Source organism: Streptomyces pratensis, from assembly GCF_016804005.1.
Taxonomy (GTDB): domain Bacteria; phylum Actinomycetota; class Actinomycetes; order Streptomycetales; family Streptomycetaceae; genus Streptomyces; species Streptomyces pratensis_A.
The window spans coordinates 4,449,205-4,468,888 of the sequence record NZ_CP051486.1 but is presented as its reverse complement, the minus strand read 5'-3'; the positions used below and the strand labels follow the sequence as shown (position 1 = coordinate 4,468,888).

The window sequence follows — 19,684 nt, the reverse complement described above, 5'->3', positions numbered from 1 at the left end:
AGTACCTCCTGCCCGAAAGGAACGCCACGTGGCAGCCATCCGTCCGACCGAGGCCACCGCAACGTGGTGGCGCGACGCCGCCATCTACCAGATCTACGTACGCAGCTTCGCCGACGGCGACGGAGACGGCACCGGCGATCTCGCGGGAGTACGGGCCAGGCTGCCCTACCTGGTCGAACTGGGCGTCGACGCCCTGTGGTTCACCCCCTGGTACCTCTCCCCGCTGGCCGACGGCGGATACGACGTGGCGGACTACCGGGTCATCGATCCCGCGTTCGGGCATCTCGCCGAGGCGGAGAAGCTCATCGCCGAAGCCCGTGAGCTGGGCATCCGCACCATCATCGACATCGTCCCCAACCATGTCTCCGACCGGCACAGATGGTTCGAGACGGCGCTCGCAGCCGCCCCGGGCAGCCCTGAACGCGACCTCTTCCACTTCCGGGAGGGACGTGGCGACCACGGCGAGATCCCGCCCAACGACTGGGTCTCCGAGTTCGGCGGCACCCCGTGGACCAGGGTCGCCGACGGCCAGTGGTACCTGCACCTGTTCGCCCCGGGGCAGCCCGACCTCAACTGGGCGCACCCGGCGGTCCGCCAGGAGCACGAGGACGTCCTGCGCTTCTGGTTCGAACGAGGCGTCGCCGGTGTGCGCATCGACTCGGCGGCCCTGCTCGCCAAGGACCCCGCCCTTCCCGACTTCGTCAAGGGCACCGACCCCCATCCGTACGTCGACCGCGACGAGCTCCACGACATCTACCGCTCGTGGCGCGCCATCGCCGACCACTACGACGGAATCTTCGTCGGGGAGGTCTGGCTGCCCGACTCCGAACGCTTCGCCCGCTACCTGCGGCCCGACGAGCTGCACACCGCCTTCAACTTCAACTTCCTGGCCTGCCCCTGGGACGCCGGGCTGCTGCGCTCCGCGATCGACGACACGCTCGCCGAGCACGCTCCGGTGGGAGCCCCCGCCACCTGGGTGCTGTGCAACCACGACGTGACCCGCACGGTCACCCGCTACGGGCGTGAGGCGACCGGCTTCGACTTCGCGGCCAAGGTCTTCGGTACGCCCACCGACCTGGAGCTCGGCACCCGCAGGGCGCGGGCTGCCGCCCTGCTCTCCCTCGCGCTGCCGGGGGCCGTCTACCTCTACCAGGGCGAGGAGCTCGGGCTGCCGGAGGCCGACATCCCCCGCGAGCGGATCCAGGACCCCATGCACCTGCGCTCCGGTGGCATCGACCCCGGCCGGGACGGATGCCGGGTGCCCCTGCCCTGGTCCGCCGACGAGCCGTACGCGGGCTTCGGATCCACGGCCGAACCCTGGCTGCCCCAGCCGGCGGCCTGGTCCTCGTACGCCGCCGACGGGCAGAGCGCCGATCCCGGATCCATGCTCACCCTCTACCGCGAGGCGCTGCGGCTGCGCCGCGGCGAGCCCGGCTTCGCCGCCGCCCCCGGGGAGACGGCCGACGGCCGGCTGGACTGGCTGCCCTCGTCACCCGGCGTCCTCGCGTTCCGGCGGACACACGGCCTGATCTGCGTCGTCAACCTTTCGGGGAGCCCGGTCCCGCTGCCCGACCACGAGGAGATGCTGCTGCTCAGCGCCCCGCTGGACCCCTCCGGCCTGCTGCCGGACGATACGGCGGTATGGCTGCGCCGGACGCGATAGCGGGGGAGCGGGGGCTGCGGCACAGTGGTCGTATGGATGATCTCAACGCACTCGCCGACGAGCACCTGGCCGCGGCCCGCGTCCACGCGCACGGACGCAGCGCGCATCTGCTCCTGCGCCAGGAGCCTCTGCGGCAGACGGTGATCGCGCTCACCGCGGGCTCCGCCCTCGACGAGCACAACGCACCGCCCGCCGCGTCACTCCAGGTGCTGCGCGGTGCCGTCCGGCTCACCGCGGGGTCCGGCGACGTGGACCTCGCGGCGGGCGGACTGCACCCCATCCCACAGGAGCGGCACGGGCTGCTGGCCCTGGAGGACGCGGTGGTGCTGCTCACCGCGGTCAACGACTGAGGCGACCTGGAGTACACCCGCGGGACGGAGGCATGAGAGAAAGGGAGACAGCCGGGACGCCGGGCCACCCGGTGGCGGCGTCCCTCCGTCCGCCTTTCCTACGTCCCCCGGAGTATCCGCGTGCCCAGCAGGACCGACGACCCCGTCGCGGAACGAACCGCGCCCCCGGCAGGGCGCACCGCGCCGAGGCACTGGCGCACCGCCGCGCGGCGGACCCCCGTATCGCTGTGGAACGACGACCTCTCCGACTGGGCGGCCGCCCTCACCTACTACGCGATTCTGGCGCTGCTCCCGGCCCTCCTGGTGACCGTCTCCGTCATCGGCCTGGCCAACCCCGGCGCCACCAGCGCCCTGATCGCCGACATCACGGCCTTCGCGCCGGCCGAGTCCGGAGCGGCGCTGCGCAGGCCGCTGGAGGCGGCCACCCACGAGCGCACCGCCGTCTGGCTGCTCGTCGCCACCGGCAGTGTGAGCGCCGTGTGGTCCGCCTCCAGCTACCTGGCGGTCTTCCGCAGGGCTATGCACGCCATGCACCGGGTCAAGGACACCAGGCCGCCACTGCGCCAGGCGCACGTCATCGTGGTCTCGGCCGTCGGGCTGCTCGTCCTGCTGATGGCCAGCGCCTTCGCCCTCGTGCTCACCGGGCCCCTGGCGCGGTGGCTCGGACGCCGGGCGGGCCTGGCGCAGGCGGGCGAGACGCTCTGGGCGGGTCTCAAGTGGCCCGTCATGCTCTGCCTGGTCGCCTGCCTCATCCTGGTCCTCTTCAGCACCGGTCCGCGCTCCGCGCGAAGTGTGCGTAAGGCGCTTCCAGGCGGTGTGCTCGCCGCGTTCCTGTGGCTGATCGCCTCGGCCGGATTCGCCTTGTACGCGACCCACATCGGCAGCTACAGCCGGCTGTACGGTTCGCTGGCAGGGCTGGTCGTCTTCCTCATCTGGATCTGGTTCACCAACCTGGCGCTCCTGACCGGCGCCCAGTTCAACGTCGAGCTGGCCCGCACGGAGGACGACCGGGAGCGCGAGGCGCCCTGAGGGGCCTCAGGGCCTTGTGGGAGCGCTCCCAGGCGGGAAGGATGGGGCGATGACACAGACCGCGTACGTACGCTCCTACCGGCCCGCCGACCAGGAGGCAGTCGCGGACATCTGCGTCCGCACCGCCGACAACGGCGGTGACAGCACACATCTCCATCCCGATCCAGGGCTGATGCCCGCACTGTTCGCCGAGCCCTACGCCCACCTCGAACCGGAGCTGGCCTTCGTGCTGGACGACGGCTCCGGACGGGCGGTCGGCTACGTCCTCGGGACCGCGGACACGCGGCTGTTCGTGGAGGCCTTCCGCGAGATCTGGCTCCCACGGGTGACGGCCCGCTTCCCCGCGCCCGAAGGTGAACCCGCAACACCCACCGAGGAGATGACGACCCTCCTGTACCGCCCCGAGCGCATGATCCTCCCGGAGCTGGACGGACACCCCGCGCACCTGCACATCGACCTGCTGCCACCGTGGCAGCGCAAGGGCCACGGCAGGGAACTGATGGGCGTGTTCCTGGGCGCCCTGCACCGGCGGGGGGTCCGGGCCGTCCACCTCTCGATGCTGACGGCGAACACTCCGGCCAGGGCCTTCTACGACCGGCTCGGATTCCAGGTGATCGACGTACCCGATCCCGGTCCGCTTACCTATCTGGGGCGCTCGACGGAGGGTGTGGAACCGGTGAGCTGGGCAGGTAGTGGGTGGCGAGCCGGGGAGAGGGCCCAGGCCGCCGGCTCGGAGGGGTGAGTGGGATGACTGAGCAGAGCGCGTGGAGCTTCGCGGACGACCGGGGCCGGCTGGTGGCGGCGGACCGCCGGCCGTCCCGGGTGCTCGCGTACGTCCAGGCGGGAGCGACGCTGTGGGACTACGGGATACACCCGGAGGGCATCTTCGGATCGGGGCACGACGGGGCGGAGCCCGACCGGGCGAAGACCGGCGCGCTCCCGCTCGACGCCGTGGACTACCGGGGCGCGGGCGACGGCCTCGATGTGGAGACGCTGTTACGCGGCGGACCCGACCTGGTCGTCGCCGTGAGCTACGGACACGGACAGCTCTACGGGCTGGACCCGGACACCGCCAAACACCTGGAGGAGTGCGTCCCGGTCGTCGTGATCGACGTGGGCCAGGCCCGCACCCTCGACCGGGTCGCCGAGCGCTTCGCCGAGCTCGCGCTCTCGCTCGGCGGTGCGCCGGTGCCGGACGCCACGGGTGATCTGCACGCCGCACGTGAGCGGCTCCGCGCGGCCGCCCGCCCCACTCCCCGAGGTGCCAGGGTGCTGGCCCTCTCGCCCGCGAGCCAGGAGCAGGCCTATGCCGCCCGGCCCCAGATGTGGCCCGAGCTGCGTGTCCTGGCCGAGCTGGGGGCCGACCTCGTCTCCCCGCCGGAGGGTGCCGGTGTCAACTGGGCCACCGTCGCATGGGCGGACGCGGCGGCCCTGGAGCCCGGCGTGGTCCTGACGGACATCCGGTCCAACGCGATCCCGCTCGACGAGATAACCGCCCCGGTGTGGGAAGCCGCCGGGAGCCGCGCGCGGATCGTGCCGTGGAACCCGGAACCCCTGTGCAGTCCGCAGGCGCATGCGCGCTTCCTCTCGCTCGTGGCGGACGCGATCGAGGGGGCGACAGGCGACTGAAGGATTCTCCCAAATAAATTCTGCAAAAACTATTTGGCAAAGTGGCGTCGCGCTCTAGGCTGCCGCCATGGACAGCGACGCGACGCACCGTGTACTCGATCCCGAGCGGGACCCGGCGGCACTGAAGGCGCTCACTCATCCCCTGCGCCTCAAGCTGCTCGGCCTGCTGCGGCTGCACGGTCCCGCCACCGCGAGCGAACTGGCGGTCAGGACCTCGGAGTCGTCCGCCTCGACCAGCTACCACCTCCGGGTGCTCGCCAAGTACGCCTTCGTCGCGGAGGCGGAGCACCGTGACGGACGTGAGCGACGCTGGCAGGCCGTGCACTCCGTCACCTCGGCGGACAACGCGGCCATGCTGGCCACGCCCGCGGGCCGGGCCATGCTGGTGCTGGTTAGACGCCGGCAGCTCGAGCATCTGCAGCAGACGATCGAGCAGCACGAGGCGGACATCGACGCGGGGCGGCTCGGTGAGGAGTGGCACGACCCCTCGGGGATCGACGACCTGATGCCGCGGCTGACGCCGGAGTCGCTGCGTGAACTCCGCGACGCGATGACGGCCAAGCTCGCGGAACTGACGGCGGGCGACGAGCAGGACCCCCGGGCCAGGCAGGTCGTGCTGCTCACCGCCGGACTCCCGCTGGCCCCGGGCACCCCTGGCGTCCCTGGCGGGCAGGACGCGGCGGGCCGGCATGGCACCCCGAGCGCGCAGGGCACCCCCAGCACGCCTGGCGCACCGGACACCTCGGGGGCCGCACCGGTCGCCGATGCGGCCTCCGACGCCGGAAGCACCCAGTGACCGCGCCGACCAGGGCCGGCACGCCCACCGTGCTCGACGAACGCGCCATCCGCCGCCGGTTCGTCACCGTGTCCTGCCTCTTCTGGCTTCCCGCAGGCCTCGCTCTGGCCTCGATGGTGCTGCTCTTCACCGAACGCGGCCTGTCCCTCGGCGCCGTCGCGGCGGTGTTCGCCGCCCACTCCCTGACCGCCGCCGCGCTGGAGCTCCCCACCGGGGGCCTCTCCGACGTCGTCGGCCGTCGTGTCGTCCTGGCGTGCGCCGGTGTGCTCAACGTCTGCGCACTCGCTCTCATAGGCCTCGGCACGACCCCATGGACGCTCGCCGTCGGCGCGGCCCTCATGGGCGCGGGCCGCGCCCTGTCCAGCGGGCCCGCCGAAGCCTGGTACGTCGACACCGTGCATGCCCACGCGGGCCCCGAGGCAGACCTCCGGACCGGGCTGGCTCGCGGCAGCGCCGCGTCGGCCGGCGCGATCGCGCTCGGCACACTCCTCGGCGGCGGGCTGCCCTGGCTGCTCGGTGTCGGCCCTGACCTCGGATCCCTGCTGCGATCGTCCACCTCGGGTCTCGTGGTGCCGCTGTCCGTTCCCGTGCTCCTGGGCGTGGCGGTAGAGATCGTCTTCGTGCTCTACGTCCTGACCGCCCTGACGGAACCTCCCCGTCCGGCGGCCACGCCGCGCGGCGTCCTGCGAGGCGTCCCCCACTCAGTCGCCGCAGGGCTGCGGCTCGGCGCCGGGGACACACTGGTCCGCCGCATCCTGATGACGGCCGGCGCCGCCGGCACGGCGCTCGCCGCTCTGGAACTGCTCACCCCGGGCCGCGCCGCGGCGCTGACCGGTACCCCGGAGTCCGGAGCACTCCTCTTCGCCGGGCTGGCCACCGCCGGATTCGTGTGCTCGGCGCTCGGCAGCCAGCTCGCACCCCTCGTCGCCCGGCTCACCGGAGACGGCGAGCGTGCCGTTCTGACGGGCCTCGCCACGAGCACGGCCGGTCTGCTGGCCCTCGCCGCCACCGTGTCCGCCGGAGGCGCGCCCGCACTGACCGTGGCCCTCGCCGGCTACGGGCTGGTCTATTTGGGCCTGGGCGCCGCAGGCCCCAGCGAGAACGACCTCCTTCACCGCCGCGTCGACACGTCCGGAAGGGCGACCGCCCTCTCCGTGCAGTCACTCGCCGCGCAACTCGTCGGGGCGGCGGCCGGCCTCGTCATCGGCGTGCTGCCCGCCGGCCCGCTGCCCTGGCTGCTCGGCGCCGCCGTGCTGCTGGCGGGGACGCTGCTGTGGGCCCGTCGCACCGCTCCCGCCGAGCGGTCCGCCGCCGTTCCGGCTGCCGCCGCCGAGTAGGCGAGGTCCGGTCCGCTGCTCCGTACGGACGCCCCGGATCGCGCCGGCTCCCGCTGTTCGGGAGGCTGGCAAGCCCGAAGCGGGATGCGAGATCCCCGTACCTCCAGGAGCAGGCATGCAACAGGACAAGCACCCGTCGTACCGCCCCGTGGTCTTCCGTGACAGCTCCGCCGGGTACGCGTTCCTGACCCGGTCCACGGCGTCCAGCGAGCAGACCATCGACTGGGACGACGGCAACAGCTATCCGGTCATCGATGTGGAGATCTCCGCCGAGAGCCACCCGTTCTTCACCGGGAAGGCCAGGGTGGTCGACACCGAGGGCCAGGTCGCGAAGTTCGAGCGGCGCTACGGGGACGAGGGCGGCAAGGACGCACCCTGAACCCCGGATCCCCGCTGCTCCCGCGCACCGGGCAGAATCGGCGGCGGTGAGCCCCTTGGCAGTGGTGCTCCACCGGCCACATCCGCCCGCGTCCCCCAGGAGACCCGCTCCCCATGCCCGACGGTCCCGCCCTGCTGGTCATCGGTGAGTGCGTCGCCGACATCGTGCGGCTGCCGGACGCGCCGGACCGGATCCACCCCGGCGGCAGCCCGGCGAACGTCGCGTACGGTCTGGCGAGGCTGGGGCTGGGCACCACCCTGATCACCCAGCTCGGCCAGGATTCCGACGGGCGGCTGATCGAGGACCACCTCGCCTCGGCCGGGGTACGGGTCCTCACGGACGGGAGCGGTGCACCCACCCCGGCCGCCACGGTCCGCCTCGACGAGGCGGGCCGGGCCGCGTACACCTTCGAGATCACCTGGACGCTGGGCGCGGTGGAGCTGTCCGGGGCGCCGCCCGAGCACGTCCACACCGGGTCCGTCGCCACCGCGCTGGAGCCCGGCGCGGCGAGCGTCCTCGGCCTCGTCCGGTCGCTCCGGGAGGTGGCGACCGTCAGCTACGACCCCAACGTCCGGCCCGGACTGATGGGGGACCACGCCGGAGCCGTGCGCCGTGCCGAGCGCTGCGTCGAGCTGAGCGACGTCGTCAAGGCCAGCGACGAGGACCTGCGATGGCTGTATCCCGACGAGGAACCGGAGGAGGCCGCGGCGCGGTGGCTGCGGTCCGGACCCGCGGTCGTCCTGGTCACCCGTGGAGCCGCAGGGGCGGTGGCATTCCTGCCGGGTGCGACGGTGAGTATCGGCGCCCCGCGTGTAAGGGTCGCGGACACGGTGGGGGCGGGGGACGCCTTCATGTCCGGCACACTGCACGCCCTGGCCTCGTACGGACTGCTCGGAGCCCAGGGCCGCGCCCGGCTGCGTTCCCTGGACGGTGCCGTTCTGGGCGACGTGCTGCGACGCGCCGTGGCGTCGGCCGCGGTGACCGTCGCGCGGGCCGGTGCGCTGCCTCCTGACGAGGAGGAGCTGGAGGAGGCCCTGACCAGCGCGCCGGTCCCGGAGCACTGACGGCGTCCAGGGTGTCCTCGCCCGTACCCCGGTCGTTCATTTCGTTATGAGCGTGACCCTTACCGACACCGTCCCACTGTCCACCACCGAACTGCTGACCGGCGTCCTCCTCGGTCCTGAATTCCGCCGCGAGCACGGATTCTGGCAGCGGCTGATCAGCACAGAACCGTTCCGCCGCCCCGCCGGCGGTACCCCCGACGAGCGGCTGGAACTCGCCTACGACCGGCTGCGGATCCTCAACCTGTCCCTCGACAGCGGCGCGCGTCTTGCCGCCGACCCGCGCGCGCTGGCCGCCCTGCACGCGTGGCTCGGCCCGGTGGACCCCGCGCTGACCACCGTGGCGGGCATCCACTACAACCTCTTCCTCGGCAGCCTCCTCGATCACGAATGCGCCGGGCGCCGCGACCTGTCCGACTACCTGACGATGCGGCGCATCGGCACCTTCCTCTGCACCGAGGTGGCACACGGCAACAACGCGTCGGCCATGGAGACCACCGCGACGTACGACCGAGAGCGGGACGGCTTCGTCCTGCACACCCCGAACGCGGGCGCGCAGAAGTTCATGCCCAACACCAGCCCGGCCGGCGGAGCCAAGTCCGGACTGGTCGCCGCCCGCCTGGTGGCGGACGGCTCCGACCACGGGGTGCGTCTCTTCCTGGTGGCGATCACCGATGACGAGCGCGCCCTGCCCGGCATCCGGGTGCGGCGGCTTCCCGCCCGGATGGGCAGCCCGGTCGACCACTGCCTGACCTCGTTCGACCGGCTCTTCCTGACGCGCGACGCACTGCTGGGGAACGGCGAAGAGGGTGACACCAAGGGGGAGTTCAGGACAGGGCCGGGAGACCGGCGGCGGCGCTTCCAGACCTCGATCGGGCGGGTCACCCCGGGCCGGATCTCCATGAGCGCCTGCGCGGCCGGCTCCGCCCGCGCGAGCCTGGCGGTCGCGGTGCGCTACGGAGGCCACCGGCTGATCTCCGGGACCCGCGGCAAGCCGGCGGTGCCCGTCAACGCCCACAGGTCCCATCACGGACCCCTGGCTTCGGCCATGGCCACGGTCTTCGGGATGAGCCTGCTGTACCGCAGGGCCCAGGAGCGGTGGGAAGCATGTACGGACGAGGACCGCCGGACCGACGTGGCCAGGCTCGTCGACGTGGCCAAGGCCTGGATCACCTGGCGGGCCCGTGACGTCATCGTCGAGAGCCGTGAACGCTGCGGCGCGCAGGCGCTGCTGGAGAACAACGGCATGACCGAGCTCGTCACGGGCGTGGAGGGGGCCATCACCGCGGAGGGCGACAACATCGCCCTCTACGCCAAGGCGGCGGCCGACATGCTCTTCGCCGCCGAGCCCGGCCACGAGGACGCTCCGGAACGGCCGAGGCGCCGCGGTGACCTGGCCGATCCGGGCTTCCTGGGCCAACTCCTCGCCTCCGTACAGGGCATCTGGTTCGCCCGGGCCAGGGAGCGTGCGCTGAGGGCGCCCGACGCCGACGCCCTCGGGCGGTGGAACGCGGCCTCGGGACCCGCCCTGCGAGGGGTCGAGGCCTATGCCTACCGGCAGGCGGCCGAGGCCTACGCCGAGGCCCGCGCCGCGCTGCCCGAGGGAGCAGCCCGGGACCGGCTGGGCGAGCTGGAGCGGCTGTTCGCCGTCGAGTGGGTGGCCCGCAACAGCGGCGATCTGCTGGCCGCAGGGCTCCTGAGCGGCGATCAGGTCGACGCCCTGCCCGAAACAGCCGAGGAACTGATCGCGGCCGTCGCCGAGCACGCACCGGAACTGGCCGAGTCCTTCGCCCTGCCCGAGGAACTGCTCGCGGACTGGCCGATCGCCGGACCCGGCTACGCGGACGCGTACGACGACCCCCGGGGTGCGTGGAACACCGCGCAGGCGGACTCCCGATGAGCGCCGGACGCAGGGAGCAGGCGGTATGCGGCCGCCTGGGCGAGCGCCTTGAGATCCTGGGCCTCCGCGCCGTCCTGCTGGCCTACTGGGGCACGGCGTCCGTGCTCGCGCGCCGCGTCGGGAAGCCGCAGACGGACGGCGGCGAATCGGTTCACCCCAAGCGCCGACCCGCCTGACGGCCCGCCGGTACGGCAGGGGCGAACCCCCTGCCGTACCGGCCGACGGCCCCCGTAGGCGTCGGCACGCCGCGTGATAGCTTGCAGACGCCAGTCACACTCCACGTGGAGTCAGGGAATCCGGTGTGAATCCGGAGCTGACGCGCAGCGGTGAGGGGGACGGGCGGGGCCACGGCCACTGGGACACCCTCGGGTGTACCGGGAAGGCGCTCCGTCCGGACGAACCCGAGTCCGAAGACCTGCTGGCACCCGCTTCCGCACCGGGAGCGGAACACCGTAGCGGGCTCCGCGCATGAGCCCAGAGACGCCGAGGGACTCCGTGCCGCCCATAGCCAGCACCGTACGCCGAACCGCACTGCTCCTCACGGGACTCGTCCTCCTCACCGCCTGCGGAGGCGGGAGCGATTCTGACGGTGAGGCACGGGAAGGCGCCGCCCCCGGCTTCCCCGTGACGCTGAAGAACTGCGGCCGTACGGTGACCGTCGACGCGGCGCCGCGTCAGGCCGTCTCCCTCAACCAGGGATCGACGGAGATCCTGCTCTCCCTGGGACTCGCGGACCGGCTCGCCGGCACCGCGACCTGGACGGACCCGGTGATGAAGGGCCTGGAGAAGGAAGAGGCCTCCGTGCCCCGGCTCGCCGAGAGCCTGCCCTCCTCCGAGAAGGTCCTCGCGGAGGAACCCGACTTCGTCAGCGCCTCGTTCGAATCCACCCTCGGCAAGGGCGGTGTGGCGTCCCGGGACCAGTTCGAGGAACTGGGCGTACCGACGTACCTCGCACCCTCCGACTGCATGGGCAAGGACAACACGGGCAGCAGCGACGGCTCCCGCACCGAGCCGCTGACCATGGACCCCGTCTACGACGAGGTGCGTGATCTGGCCGCGCTGTTCGGCGTCCCGGAGCGGGGCGAGAAGCTGGTCTCGAGCCTCCAGGGCCGCATCGACAAGGCGACCGAGGGCATCGGGGCCTCCGACGCCACCCTGCTCTACTGGTTCGCCAACGCCGAGGCCCCCTATCTCGCGGGCTGCTGTGGTGCCCCCGGGATCATCACCGGGGAACTCGGCGCGAAGAACGTCTTCGACGACACGCACGAGGAATGGCCCCAGATCAACTGGGAGACGGTCGCCGACCGGAATCCCGACGTGCTGGTCATCGGCGACCTGACCCGCAAGTCGCAGACGGCCGAGAGCGCCGCGAAGAAGATCGAGTTCCTGGAGTCCAACCCCGCCACCAAGAACCTCGACGCCGTCCGGAACAAGCGGTACGTCCTGCTCAGCGGCCAGGCGATGAATCCGACCATCCGGACCGTCGAGGGCGTGGAGCGCGTCGCGGCAGGGCTGCGCTCCTTCGGGCTCGCGGGGTGACGAGCACCGAACACGCTCCGGTCGCGCGCACGGAGAAGCCGTACGCGGTCCGGAGATCCGGCGGAGCCAGGATCCTGCGGGACGGCCTCCTGTGGAGCGCCGGGGCCGTCCTGCTGCTCCTGTCCGTGGCGGTCGCCGTCACGATCGGACCCGCCCGCATCTCCGTCCCGGACGTCTGGTCGGCGGTGGGCTCGCACCTGGGCCTCGGTGAGGGGAGGCTGTCCCCGATCCGGGACGGCATCATCTGGAACCTGCGTATGCCCCGCACCCTGCTCGCAGCGGTGTGCGGGGCCGGGCTCGCGGTGTGCGGCACCGTGATGCAGTCGCTGCTGCGCAATCCGCTCGCCGACCCGTTCGTCCTCGGCGTCTCCTCCGGAGCGTCCACCGGGGCCGTCGTGGTCGTGGTCCTGGGCGTCGGCGGGGGAGCGGTGTCGATCTCGGGCGGTGCCTTCGTCGGGGCTCTGTGCTCGTTCGCACTCGTCCTGCTGCTCAGCCACACACTCGGCGGATCCACCGATCGGGTCGTCCTCTCAGGGGTCGCGGCCATGCAGCTCTTCTCCGCGCTCACGTCCTTCGTCGTGATGACCGCGGCCGACGCCGAACAGACCCGGGGCGTGCTCTTCTGGCTGCTCGGCTCGCTGAGCGGCGTCGGCTGGAGCGACGTGTGGATGTGCTCCGCCGTGCTGGCCGTGACCCTGCTCGTCTGCCTCGGCCATGCCCGTACCCTCGACGCCTTCGCCTTCGGGCAGGACGCCGCGGCAGCCCTCGGGGTACACGTGGCCCGCACCCGGATCGTGCTTCTCTGCACGACCGCGCTGCTGACCGCGGCCCTCGTGAGCTCGGCGGGCGCCATCGGGTTCGTCGGACTCGTCCTGCCCCACGCGGCCCGGGCGCTGACGGGGGCGGGGCACCGGAGGCTGCTGCCGGTGACGGCGCTCGCCGGAGCCGTGTTCCTCGTCTGGGTCGACACCCTGGCCAGGACCGTCCTCGACCCGCAGGAGGTGCCGGTCGGTGTGGTCACCTCCCTCATCGGGGTGCCCGCGTTCGTCCTGGTCCTCTACCGGACGCGGAGGAGCGCGTGAACGGGGAGGAACACGGGAGAGGCACCCCCGGCGACGGCCTGCGTGCCACACGGGTCAGCCGGGAGGCCGGCGGGAGGATCGTGCTCGACGGCGTGAGCATCGCCCCGCCGCCCGGCACCACGGTCGGCCTCCTGGGGCCGAACGGCTCGGGCAAGACCACGCTGCTGCGGGTGATGGCGGGCGTCCTCGCTCCCGGTGCGGGCGTCGTCACCCTCGACGGCCGCACGCTCGCCGAGGCCGGCCGGCGAGGAGTGGCCCGCCGTGTGGCCGTCGTCGACCAGCACGCGGTCACCCAGGTCGACCTGAGCGTGCTCGACGTCGTACGCCTCGGCCGCATCCCGCACCGACGGGCCTGGTCCGCTTCGGGCCCCGAGGACGAGGACGCCGTGCGCGAGGCTCTGGCCCGCACCGGGCTCGCCGACCGGGCCGCGCAGTCCTGGCACACCCTGTCCGGCGGTGAGCGCCAGCGCGTCCAGATCGCCCGCGCGCTGGCCCAGCAGCCGCGTGAACTCCTGCTGGACGAACCCACCAACCATCTCGACATCCAGCACCAGCTGGAGCTGCTCTCCCTGGTCGCCGCGCTGCCCGTGACCGCGGTGGTCGCCCTGCACGACCTCAATCTGGCCGCGATGTTCTGCGACCGGGTCACGGTCATGAAGGAAGGCCGCGTGGTTGCCGGCGGAACTCCCTCGGAGGTGATCACCGAGGAGCTCATCGCCGATGTCTACCGCGTACGCGCGGTGGTGACGCCGGAAGGGCCCGAGGGGCGCCCATCGGTGCGGTACCTGCCGGGAGCAGCCGTCCGCGGGCGGCCGAAGTGCGACGAGGGGGCGGGCCCGTGAACCGCCCGGATGCTGTTGGCGAATGCCCCTTCGTCGTGACGTCGGCCTGATCCATCTCGTTGGTGGGTCAGGCCGACGTTGTGTTTGGGGTGGGCAGATGTCGTTGCGTCCTGGTGTGCCTGGCGAGGTGCCGGCGGAGACGGTCAGGGTGGCCCGCGCGGCCTTCCCGAAGGGGTGCTTGGCAGTCCGGGTGAGAGATGTGCTCGGGTCGGTCTTCACCGATGCGGAGTTCGCGGGTCTTTTCTCGGGTCGGGGGCGGCCTGCGGCGTCGCCGGGCCGGTTGGCGATGGTGCTGGTGTTGCAGTTCGCCGAAGGGATGTCGGACCGGCAGGCCGCTCACGCGGTGCGCTCCAGGATCGACTGGAAGTACGCGCTCGGGCTGGAGCTGACCGATCCGGGCTTCGATTTCTCCGTGCTGAGCGAGTTCCGTGGACGGCTCATCGCCGGTGGCGTCGAGGCCGGGGTGCTGGATGCGGTCCTGGAGAGCGTTTCGGCGGCCGGGCTGCTCAAGGCCGGTGGACGTCAGCGCAGTGATGCCACGCATGTGCTGGCGGCGGTGCGGGAGGTGAACCGGCTGGAGTCCGTGGTCGAGGCGATGCGAGCGGCACTGAACGCACTGGCGGTCGCGGCTCCGCAGTGGCTGGCCGAGCGGACGCCGCCGGAGTGGTTCGACCGGTACTCCGCCCGGCCGGAGGACACGAAGTTCCCCAGCCGCTGGGCTGCCCGGCTCAGCCACGCCGAACAGGTCGGCCAGGACGGCATGACGCTCCTGCAAGCTGTGTGGTCCGTTGACGCGCCTGCCTGGCTGAGGGAGCTGCCGGCCGTGGAGTTCCTACGGCAGATGTGGGTGCAGGAATACCAGGTCAGCGACGGTGAGGTGAGCTGGCGCAAGCCGAAGGACTGCCCGCCGGGGCAGTTACGGATCCGCTCGGCCTATGATCCGGACGCCCGCAACGGGGCCAAACGCGACCGGGCCTGGTGCGGCTACAAGGTTCATCTGACCGAAACCTGCGAACCCGATGCCCCACACCTGATCACCGAGGTCATCACCACCACCGCCGCCACTGCCGACGTCCAGGTCACCGACCAGATCCACGACGCTCTCGCCCGCCGGGACCTGTTGCCTGATGTCCATCTGGTCGACGCCGGCTACGTCGATGCCGCACACCTGGTCGCCGCCCGCCGTGACCATGGCATCGAACTGGTGGGACCGGTCGGCGCCAACACCGGCTGGCAGGCCGCCGCGAACAACGGCTACAGCATCGACGACTTCGCCGTCGACTGGGACAACAAGCAGGTGACCTGCCCGAACGGCAGGACCAGCAGACAGTGGCAGCACGACGGGCGACGCTCGTCAGGCCCCGTGATCCGCGCCCGATTCTCACCCGCGGACTGCCGCCCCTGCCCCTCACGCGACCAGTGCACCCGCGGCGTCGCCTACATGGGACGCGAGATCACCCTGCGGCACCGCGACGAACACGAAGCCCTCCGAACAGCCCGGCTCGACCAGCAAACCGACCCATGGAAACAACGCTACAAGCACCGAGCCGGCATCGAAGGCACCATCTCCCAGGGCGTCCGCGCCTTCGGGCTGCGCAGGTCCCGCTACCGAGGCCATCCCAAAACCCACCTGCAACACCTGCTGACCGCAGCCGGAATGAACCTCACCCGCCTCGACGCCTGGCTCACAGGCACCCCACTCGCCCCAACACGCACCTCACACTTCGCAGCACTCCGCCCCACCGGATAAATCCGATGGGGCGGAACGAAGGGGCATTCGCCAACAGCATCCGTGAACCGCCCGGGTCCGCCCCTCGCCGGTGTCGCGCGGCCTTTCGCCGCTGTGTGAGGGGTCAGCGACGACGTCCCTGGCCGAACTCGCCGCCCATGTCCTTGCCGCTGCCCGTGTCCTTGCCGTCCGCGTAGTCGATCTTCTCCTTGCGGAGCTCGGCGGAGACTTCCTTCTGTTCGGTGACCCTGCTGGTTTCGAGGTGGACCCGCTCCACGGGGACCGCCTCCTTGCGGACGGTTGCTCGTTCGGCGTGCAGGGTGACTTCGACGTCCTGCTCGCCGAGTTCGCTCCGCCCCGTCATTCCCTTCTCGCCCGGCTGCAGAGGTTCGCGCACGACGCGCACCTCCTCGTGCGACACCGGCACTGTCCGGGTGACGTTCTCGGTCACGACGTACTTGTGCAGGCGTGCCTTTCCGCTTTCGTACTCCTCCGTACCGACCTGGAGCTGCTCCTCGGACCGGATCATCTCCTCGCGTCCGCCGGCGCCCCCGGCGGACCGCTCGGCTCCTGCTCCGGCGAGCGGGCGCGACGTGGAGGACGTCTCCGTGTCGCGGTGCCTGCCCGAGCCGGCACCGGTGGTGCCCATGCCGGCCGTGGTGCCGGTGGCCTTGGCCTGGCCTGCCGAAGGGGCGCGAGCGGTGCCGGCCGCCCCGGCCGCGCCGGCGGCACCCATGGCCGCCGTCCCGGTCCCGGACGTGGTGCGCGCGTCGCCGCCCGCCCCGCCGCGGCCGGTGGCCTTCCTGGTCATCCCGTAGTGCCGGTAGAGCTCCTCCTCCTCCGATACGGAGAGGTGCGCGTCCGCGTCCACCCGGGGCGCGTCCTTGACGCGGTCCTTGGGATGCGAGACGTGCAGGTCGGAGCCCACGCGGCGGGCTCCCGCAAGCGGTACGAAGCTCTCCTTCATGCCGAACATGCCGGTCTTGACCGTGATCCAGTCGGGCTTGCCGGTGTCGTCGTCGACGTACACCCGCCCCACCGTGCCGACCTTCTCTCCGTCGCTGTCGTAGACGGTCAGACCGTCGAGTTCTCCGGAATCCGTGAAACCGTCAGCGGCTCCCATGGCCGATCCCTCCTCGCCCGGGCGCGTCCTGTGGGTGTGTCCAGCAGGGGAGGCGCGTCCGGATTCCATCGCGCCTCACCCGCTTGGCCGCTGCAACCTCCCGGCCTGCGCGGCGAGCGGCCCGGGCCACCGGGCGTGGGCGGTGGCCCCGATCCGCGGCGATATCGGCCCGCCACACGCGTTACGCCATTCGGGTGAGCACTCTCCCGGGTGCGCCTGATGTGCGGTCCTGGCCCGCCCGTATGATCGACGCGCTGCTGCCGACCGTCGGCAGGTCTGTCACGGGGGTGCGCCATCGGATCCGTAGGCATCCGCCTGCCCCGGCAGCGCGCCGAGCTGCTGGCCCGGCAGGAGGGCGGCCTCGGACTGCACCACCTGGTCTGGCGGCTGGGGCCCGGCTGGCGGGTGTGCAGCAGTGCCGTGCTGGGCGGCGGGATCGGCCCCCGCGCGTGGATCCTCAACGCCCAGGTGCCCGGCGGTTATCCCCGGCTCGACCCCGACCGGCACCTGGCGGAGATCGCGGCGGCCGAAGAACTCGACGGCCCGGGCGCCGGCCTGATGACCGCCGCCGATGTCACCGCGTACGCCGTCGCCGACGACGGGGGCGTGACCGCGACCGTCACCAGTGGCCTCGGCGTACGGGGATGGGCCGCGGTCCCGGCCGAGGGAGCCGACGGCACGCTGCCACCGGGCACCGTCAACATCGTGGTCACCTTCCCCGTGGCACTCTCCGGTGCCGCTCTCGTCAACGCGGTGGCCACCGCCACCGAGGCGAAGGTGCAGGCGCTCCTGGACGCCGGCCTCGACTGCTCCGGGACGCCGACGGACGCGGTGTGCGTCGCCGCGCCCGACCCGGGAGGGCATCCCGGAGAACCCTTCGCGGGACCGCGTTCGCGCTGGGGCGCGCGACTCGCCAGAGCCGTGCACCGCGCCGTCCTGGAGAGTGCGCTGCGGCAGTCTTGAGGCCCACCGGTCCTGAGACCGCGCACCGACGAAGGGATCCTCCCCATGACCTCCGCATCCCCCGCCGACACAGCCTCCGGCACGCCGACCGTCGCGGTCCTCGGCACCGGGATCATGGGATCCGGGATGGCACGCAGCCTGCTCAGGAGCGGGATCCCCGTCCGGGTCTGGAACCGCACGCGGTCCAGGGCCGAACCGCTGGCCACCCACGGCGCCACCGTGACGGACAGCCCCGAGGAAGCGGTACGAGGCGCCGACATCGTCCTCACCGCTCTGAACGACGGCGGGGCCGTGGCGGAGACCCTCACCGCCGCGACGCCCGGCCTGCGCCCGGGCCAGCTCTGGCTGCAGAGCTCGACCGTCGGTCTCGACGCCACGACCGACCTCGTCCACCGGGCCGCCGGACTGGGACTCGTCTACCTCGACGCCCCGGTTTCCGGCACGAAGCAGCCCGCGGAGCAGGGCACTCTCACCGTGTTCGTCTCCGGGCCGTCCGCCGCCCGCGCGACTGCACTGCCCGTCCTCGAGGCGATCGGCAGGCGCACCGTGTGGGTCGGTGAGGAACCGGGAGCCGCCACCCGGCTCAAGCTCGTCGCCAACACCTGGGTGATCAACATGGTCAACGGCGTGGCGGAATGCCTCAATCTCGCCGAGGGGCTCGGGATCGACCCGCAGCTCTTCCTGGACGCGATGAAGGGCGGACCTCTGGACACGCCGTATCTCCAAGCGAAGTCGGCGGCGGTGCTCTCGGGCGATCTCACCCCGAGCTTCGCGCTCTCCACCGCACTCAAGGACTCCCGGCTGATCCTCGAAGCGGCCGAGGCGGCCGGAGTGGAACTCGACCTCGTCGCCGCCTCCGCCGAGCGGTTCACCCGGGCGGAGGCGGCCGGCCACGGAGGCCAGGACATGATCGCCACGTACTACGCGGGCCGTCCGGCATAGCCTGTCAGACCACGGTCACCGGGTGCCTCACCACCGCGTCGAACAGATAGCCCTGGGTGTTGTGGGGCGTCGTCGCGGGCTGGGTGTGGCCCGACCGGTCCGTGGCCCGCGCGAGCAGCACGCCCGGGCCCGTCTCCTCCGGTACCCAGTCGCCCGTCCAGCGGACCCAGCTCCCGGCCCTCGGCTCGTCGCGCAGCCGTGCGGGGCGCCACCGGGTGCCGCCGTCCGTGCTGACCTCGACCGAGCGCACCGGTGCGCCGCCCGACCAGGACCGGCCGGTGAGCAGATGCCTGCGGTGGGCGGCGAACGAGGCACCGGGCGCCAGCTCGAACGCGCTCTTGAGCGTCTGCCGGGTCAGCGGCGCGCTGCCCTCGGGCGGGTGCCCGGGACCGAACAGCCGGTACAGGCCCGTGTTCCACGGGCTCAGCAGAGGCTCCGCGCTCACCTCGATGTCACCCACCCACTTGATGTTCGCTATGCCCACCCAGGACGGCACGACCAGCCGGACCGGAGCGCCGTGGTCGGGCGGCAGCGGCTCACCGTTCATCTCGTACGCGAGGAGCACGTCGTCCAGGGCCTTCGCCACCGGCAGGGGCCTGCGCACCCGGCCCAGATTCGTCCCGTCGCTCACGACCTCGGCGTCCAGGCCCCGTGGCAGCACGTCGACCGCGTTCCGGCCGATTCCGGCCCGGTGCAGGACGTCGGCGAGCCGTACCCCGCGCCAGCGCGCGGTCCCGATCGCACCCAGCGTCCAGGCGGTGCCGCTGACCTGCCGGCCCTGCTGCGAGGTGTAGAAGCTGCGGCCGTTGCCCGCGCACTCGACGAACGCGGTACGGGTGACGGCCGGCAGGGCGCGCAGCGCCTCGTACGAGAAGTCCACCGGACCGCCGGTCAGCCCGTCTCCCCAGACCGTCAGCTTCCAGTCCGCGGCGTCGATGACCGGGGTCGAGGTGTGGTTGCGGACGAAGAAGCGGTCGGCGGGGGTGAGCAGTCCCGTGTCCCGCAGCGCCGCGAAATTCGTCTCGGCGTTCGTACCGCGCACCGTGAAGAGCTCCGGCGGCAGGGGTTTCACCACGCCCGCTAGCGACTGCGCCGCCTGGGCGGACGCTGCGGCGGCCGGGATCAGCGGGGCCGCGACCGAGGCCGCGGCGACCAGCCTGAGCAGATCACGGCGGTCGATTCCCGCCGATCGCGCGTGGCCACGCGTCCATTGGCGGATCCGCCTCCGGTCGTACGAGGCTTCGGACGGCGGTACGGAACTCATGGGCGCTCCAGGGGGAAGAGGTGTCGGGTCGAACGGGCGGCAGAACGGGGCAGGGC

General features: G+C 72.3%; 19 protein-coding genes and 1 riboswitch. Of the genes, 17 read left to right on the top strand and 2 right to left on the bottom strand.

Translation table 11 applies throughout. From position 1 onward, the window contains the following. Window positions 1-28 precede the first annotated feature (28 nt). The 15 genes from HED23_RS18055 (at window position 29) to HED23_RS17990 (ending at window position 15,357) form a co-directional block, all read left to right on the top strand. Window positions 29-1,663, top strand: coding sequence for an alpha-amylase family glycosyl hydrolase (locus HED23_RS18055; RefSeq protein ID WP_203184425.1), 1,635 nt, complete (start codon window positions 29-31; stop codon window positions 1,661-1,663). A gap of 32 nt (window positions 1,664-1,695) precedes the next feature. Beyond that, the gene (locus HED23_RS18050) at window positions 1,696-2,013 is read left to right on the top strand and encodes a cupin (protein WP_203184424.1); all 318 of its coding nucleotides are present in this window, start codon (window positions 1,696-1,698) and stop codon (window positions 2,011-2,013) included. 120 nt (window positions 2,014-2,133) lie between these two features. Further along, on the top strand, window positions 2,134-3,042 hold the full coding sequence (locus tag HED23_RS18045; RefSeq protein ID WP_203184423.1) for a YihY/virulence factor BrkB family protein: 909 nt from the start codon (window positions 2,134-2,136) through the stop codon (window positions 3,040-3,042). A 49-nt stretch (window positions 3,043-3,091) separates the two neighbouring features. Further along, a complete protein-coding gene (locus HED23_RS18040) occupies window positions 3,092-3,784 on the top strand; it encodes a GNAT family N-acetyltransferase (RefSeq protein WP_203184422.1) in 693 nt (230 codons plus the stop codon). Between the two features lie 5 nt (window positions 3,785-3,789). After that, the gene (locus tag HED23_RS18035; RefSeq protein ID WP_203184421.1) at window positions 3,790-4,671 is read left to right on the top strand and encodes an ABC transporter substrate-binding protein; all 882 of its coding nucleotides are present in this window, start codon (window positions 3,790-3,792) and stop codon (window positions 4,669-4,671) included. Window positions 4,672-4,738: 67 nt separating this feature from the next. Next, the gene (locus HED23_RS18030) at window positions 4,739-5,467 is read left to right on the top strand and encodes a helix-turn-helix domain-containing protein (RefSeq protein WP_203184420.1); all 729 of its coding nucleotides are present in this window, start codon (window positions 4,739-4,741) and stop codon (window positions 5,465-5,467) included. Then, entirely contained in the window at window positions 5,464-6,804 is a 1,341-nt protein-coding gene (locus HED23_RS18025; RefSeq protein ID WP_203184419.1) for an MFS transporter, read from the top strand. The genes HED23_RS18030 and HED23_RS18025 overlap by 4 nt, the downstream gene beginning before the upstream one ends. A gap of 115 nt (window positions 6,805-6,919) precedes the next feature. Continuing rightward, window positions 6,920-7,183 carry a type B 50S ribosomal protein L31 gene (locus HED23_RS18020; RefSeq protein WP_203184418.1) on the top strand — a complete coding sequence of 88 codons (264 nt, stop codon included), beginning with the start codon at window positions 6,920-6,922 and terminating at the stop codon, window positions 7,181-7,183. A 113-nt stretch (window positions 7,184-7,296) separates the two neighbouring features. Beyond that, entirely contained in the window at window positions 7,297-8,247 is a 951-nt protein-coding gene (locus HED23_RS18015; protein ID WP_203184417.1) for a carbohydrate kinase family protein, read from the top strand. Between the two features lie 46 nt (window positions 8,248-8,293). Continuing rightward, a complete protein-coding gene (locus HED23_RS18010) occupies window positions 8,294-10,144 on the top strand; it encodes an acyl-CoA dehydrogenase (protein ID WP_338019601.1) in 1,851 nt (616 codons plus the stop codon). Then, window positions 10,141-10,320 carry a hypothetical protein gene (locus HED23_RS35910; RefSeq protein ID WP_338019600.1) on the top strand — a complete coding sequence of 60 codons (180 nt, stop codon included), beginning with the start codon at window positions 10,141-10,143 and terminating at the stop codon, window positions 10,318-10,320. Before HED23_RS18010 ends, HED23_RS35910 begins: the two co-directional genes overlap by 4 nt. 74 nt (window positions 10,321-10,394) lie before the next feature. Next, a riboswitch (cobalamin riboswitch) is annotated at window positions 10,395-10,582 on the top strand. Window positions 10,583-10,612: 30 nt separating this feature from the next. Then, complete coding sequence (locus HED23_RS18005; RefSeq protein WP_203184416.1) at window positions 10,613-11,683, top strand: ABC transporter substrate-binding protein; 1,071 nt, start codon at window positions 10,613-10,615, stop codon at window positions 11,681-11,683. After that, a complete protein-coding gene (locus HED23_RS18000) occupies window positions 11,680-12,765 on the top strand; it encodes a FecCD family ABC transporter permease (RefSeq protein WP_203184415.1) in 1,086 nt (361 codons plus the stop codon). Before HED23_RS18005 ends, HED23_RS18000 begins: the two co-directional genes overlap by 4 nt. Further along, complete coding sequence (locus HED23_RS17995; RefSeq protein WP_203184414.1) at window positions 12,762-13,607, top strand: ABC transporter ATP-binding protein; 846 nt, start codon at window positions 12,762-12,764, stop codon at window positions 13,605-13,607. Before HED23_RS18000 ends, HED23_RS17995 begins: the two co-directional genes overlap by 4 nt. A 97-nt stretch (window positions 13,608-13,704) precedes the next feature. Continuing rightward, window positions 13,705-15,357, top strand: a complete 1,653-nt coding sequence (locus HED23_RS17990) for an IS1182 family transposase (protein WP_203184413.1) — start codon at window positions 13,705-13,707, stop codon at window positions 15,355-15,357. A gap of 103 nt (window positions 15,358-15,460) precedes the next feature. On the opposite strand, the gene HED23_RS17985 is transcribed toward HED23_RS17990, so the two are convergent. Next, entirely contained in the window at window positions 15,461-16,459 is a 999-nt protein-coding gene (locus HED23_RS17985) for a PRC and DUF2382 domain-containing protein (RefSeq protein ID WP_203184412.1), read from the bottom strand. Window positions 16,460-16,798: 339 nt separating this feature from the next. Here HED23_RS17985 and HED23_RS17980 point away from each other — a divergent pair, with 339 nt between their 5' ends. Beyond that, window positions 16,799-17,422 carry an adenosylcobinamide amidohydrolase gene (locus HED23_RS17980; protein ID WP_238442289.1) on the top strand — a complete coding sequence of 208 codons (624 nt, stop codon included), beginning with the start codon at window positions 16,799-16,801 and terminating at the stop codon, window positions 17,420-17,422. A 45-nt stretch (window positions 17,423-17,467) separates the two neighbouring features. Next, entirely contained in the window at window positions 17,468-18,364 is an 897-nt protein-coding gene (locus tag HED23_RS17975) for an NAD(P)-dependent oxidoreductase (RefSeq protein ID WP_203184411.1), read from the top strand. Between the two features lie 4 nt (window positions 18,365-18,368). On the opposite strand, the gene HED23_RS17970 is transcribed toward HED23_RS17975, so the two are convergent. Further along, entirely contained in the window at window positions 18,369-19,628 is a 1,260-nt protein-coding gene (locus tag HED23_RS17970; RefSeq protein ID WP_203184410.1) for a sulfite oxidase, read from the bottom strand. Window positions 19,629-19,684 lie beyond the last annotated feature (56 nt).

Coding starts and splice junctions, on each gene's coding strand:
- HED23_RS18050 (WP_203184424.1), top strand. CDS start 1,696: ATGGATGATCTCAACGCACTCGCCGACGAGCACCTGGCCGCGGCCCGC.
- HED23_RS18040 (WP_203184422.1), top strand. CDS start 3,092: ATGACACAGACCGCGTACGTACGCTCCTACCGGCCCGCCGACCAGGAG.
- HED23_RS18035 (WP_203184421.1), top strand. CDS start 3,790: ATGACTGAGCAGAGCGCGTGGAGCTTCGCGGACGACCGGGGCCGGCTG.
- HED23_RS18030 (WP_203184420.1), top strand. CDS start 4,739: ATGGACAGCGACGCGACGCACCGTGTACTCGATCCCGAGCGGGACCCG.
- HED23_RS18020 (WP_203184418.1), top strand. CDS start 6,920: ATGCAACAGGACAAGCACCCGTCGTACCGCCCCGTGGTCTTCCGTGAC.
- HED23_RS18015 (WP_203184417.1), top strand. CDS start 7,297: ATGCCCGACGGTCCCGCCCTGCTGGTCATCGGTGAGTGCGTCGCCGAC.
- HED23_RS18010 (WP_338019601.1), top strand. CDS start 8,294: ATGAGCGTGACCCTTACCGACACCGTCCCACTGTCCACCACCGAACTG.
- HED23_RS35910 (WP_338019600.1), top strand. CDS start 10,141: ATGAGCGCCGGACGCAGGGAGCAGGCGGTATGCGGCCGCCTGGGCGAG.
- HED23_RS18005 (WP_203184416.1), top strand. CDS start 10,613: ATGAGCCCAGAGACGCCGAGGGACTCCGTGCCGCCCATAGCCAGCACC.
- HED23_RS17990 (WP_203184413.1), top strand. CDS start 13,705: ATGTCGTTGCGTCCTGGTGTGCCTGGCGAGGTGCCGGCGGAGACGGTC.
- HED23_RS17985 (WP_203184412.1), bottom strand. CDS start 16,459: ATGGGAGCCGCTGACGGTTTCACGGATTCCGGAGAACTCGACGGTCTG.
- HED23_RS17975 (WP_203184411.1), top strand. CDS start 17,468: ATGACCTCCGCATCCCCCGCCGACACAGCCTCCGGCACGCCGACCGTC.
- HED23_RS17970 (WP_203184410.1), bottom strand. CDS start 19,628: ATGAGTTCCGTACCGCCGTCCGAAGCCTCGTACGACCGGAGGCGGATC.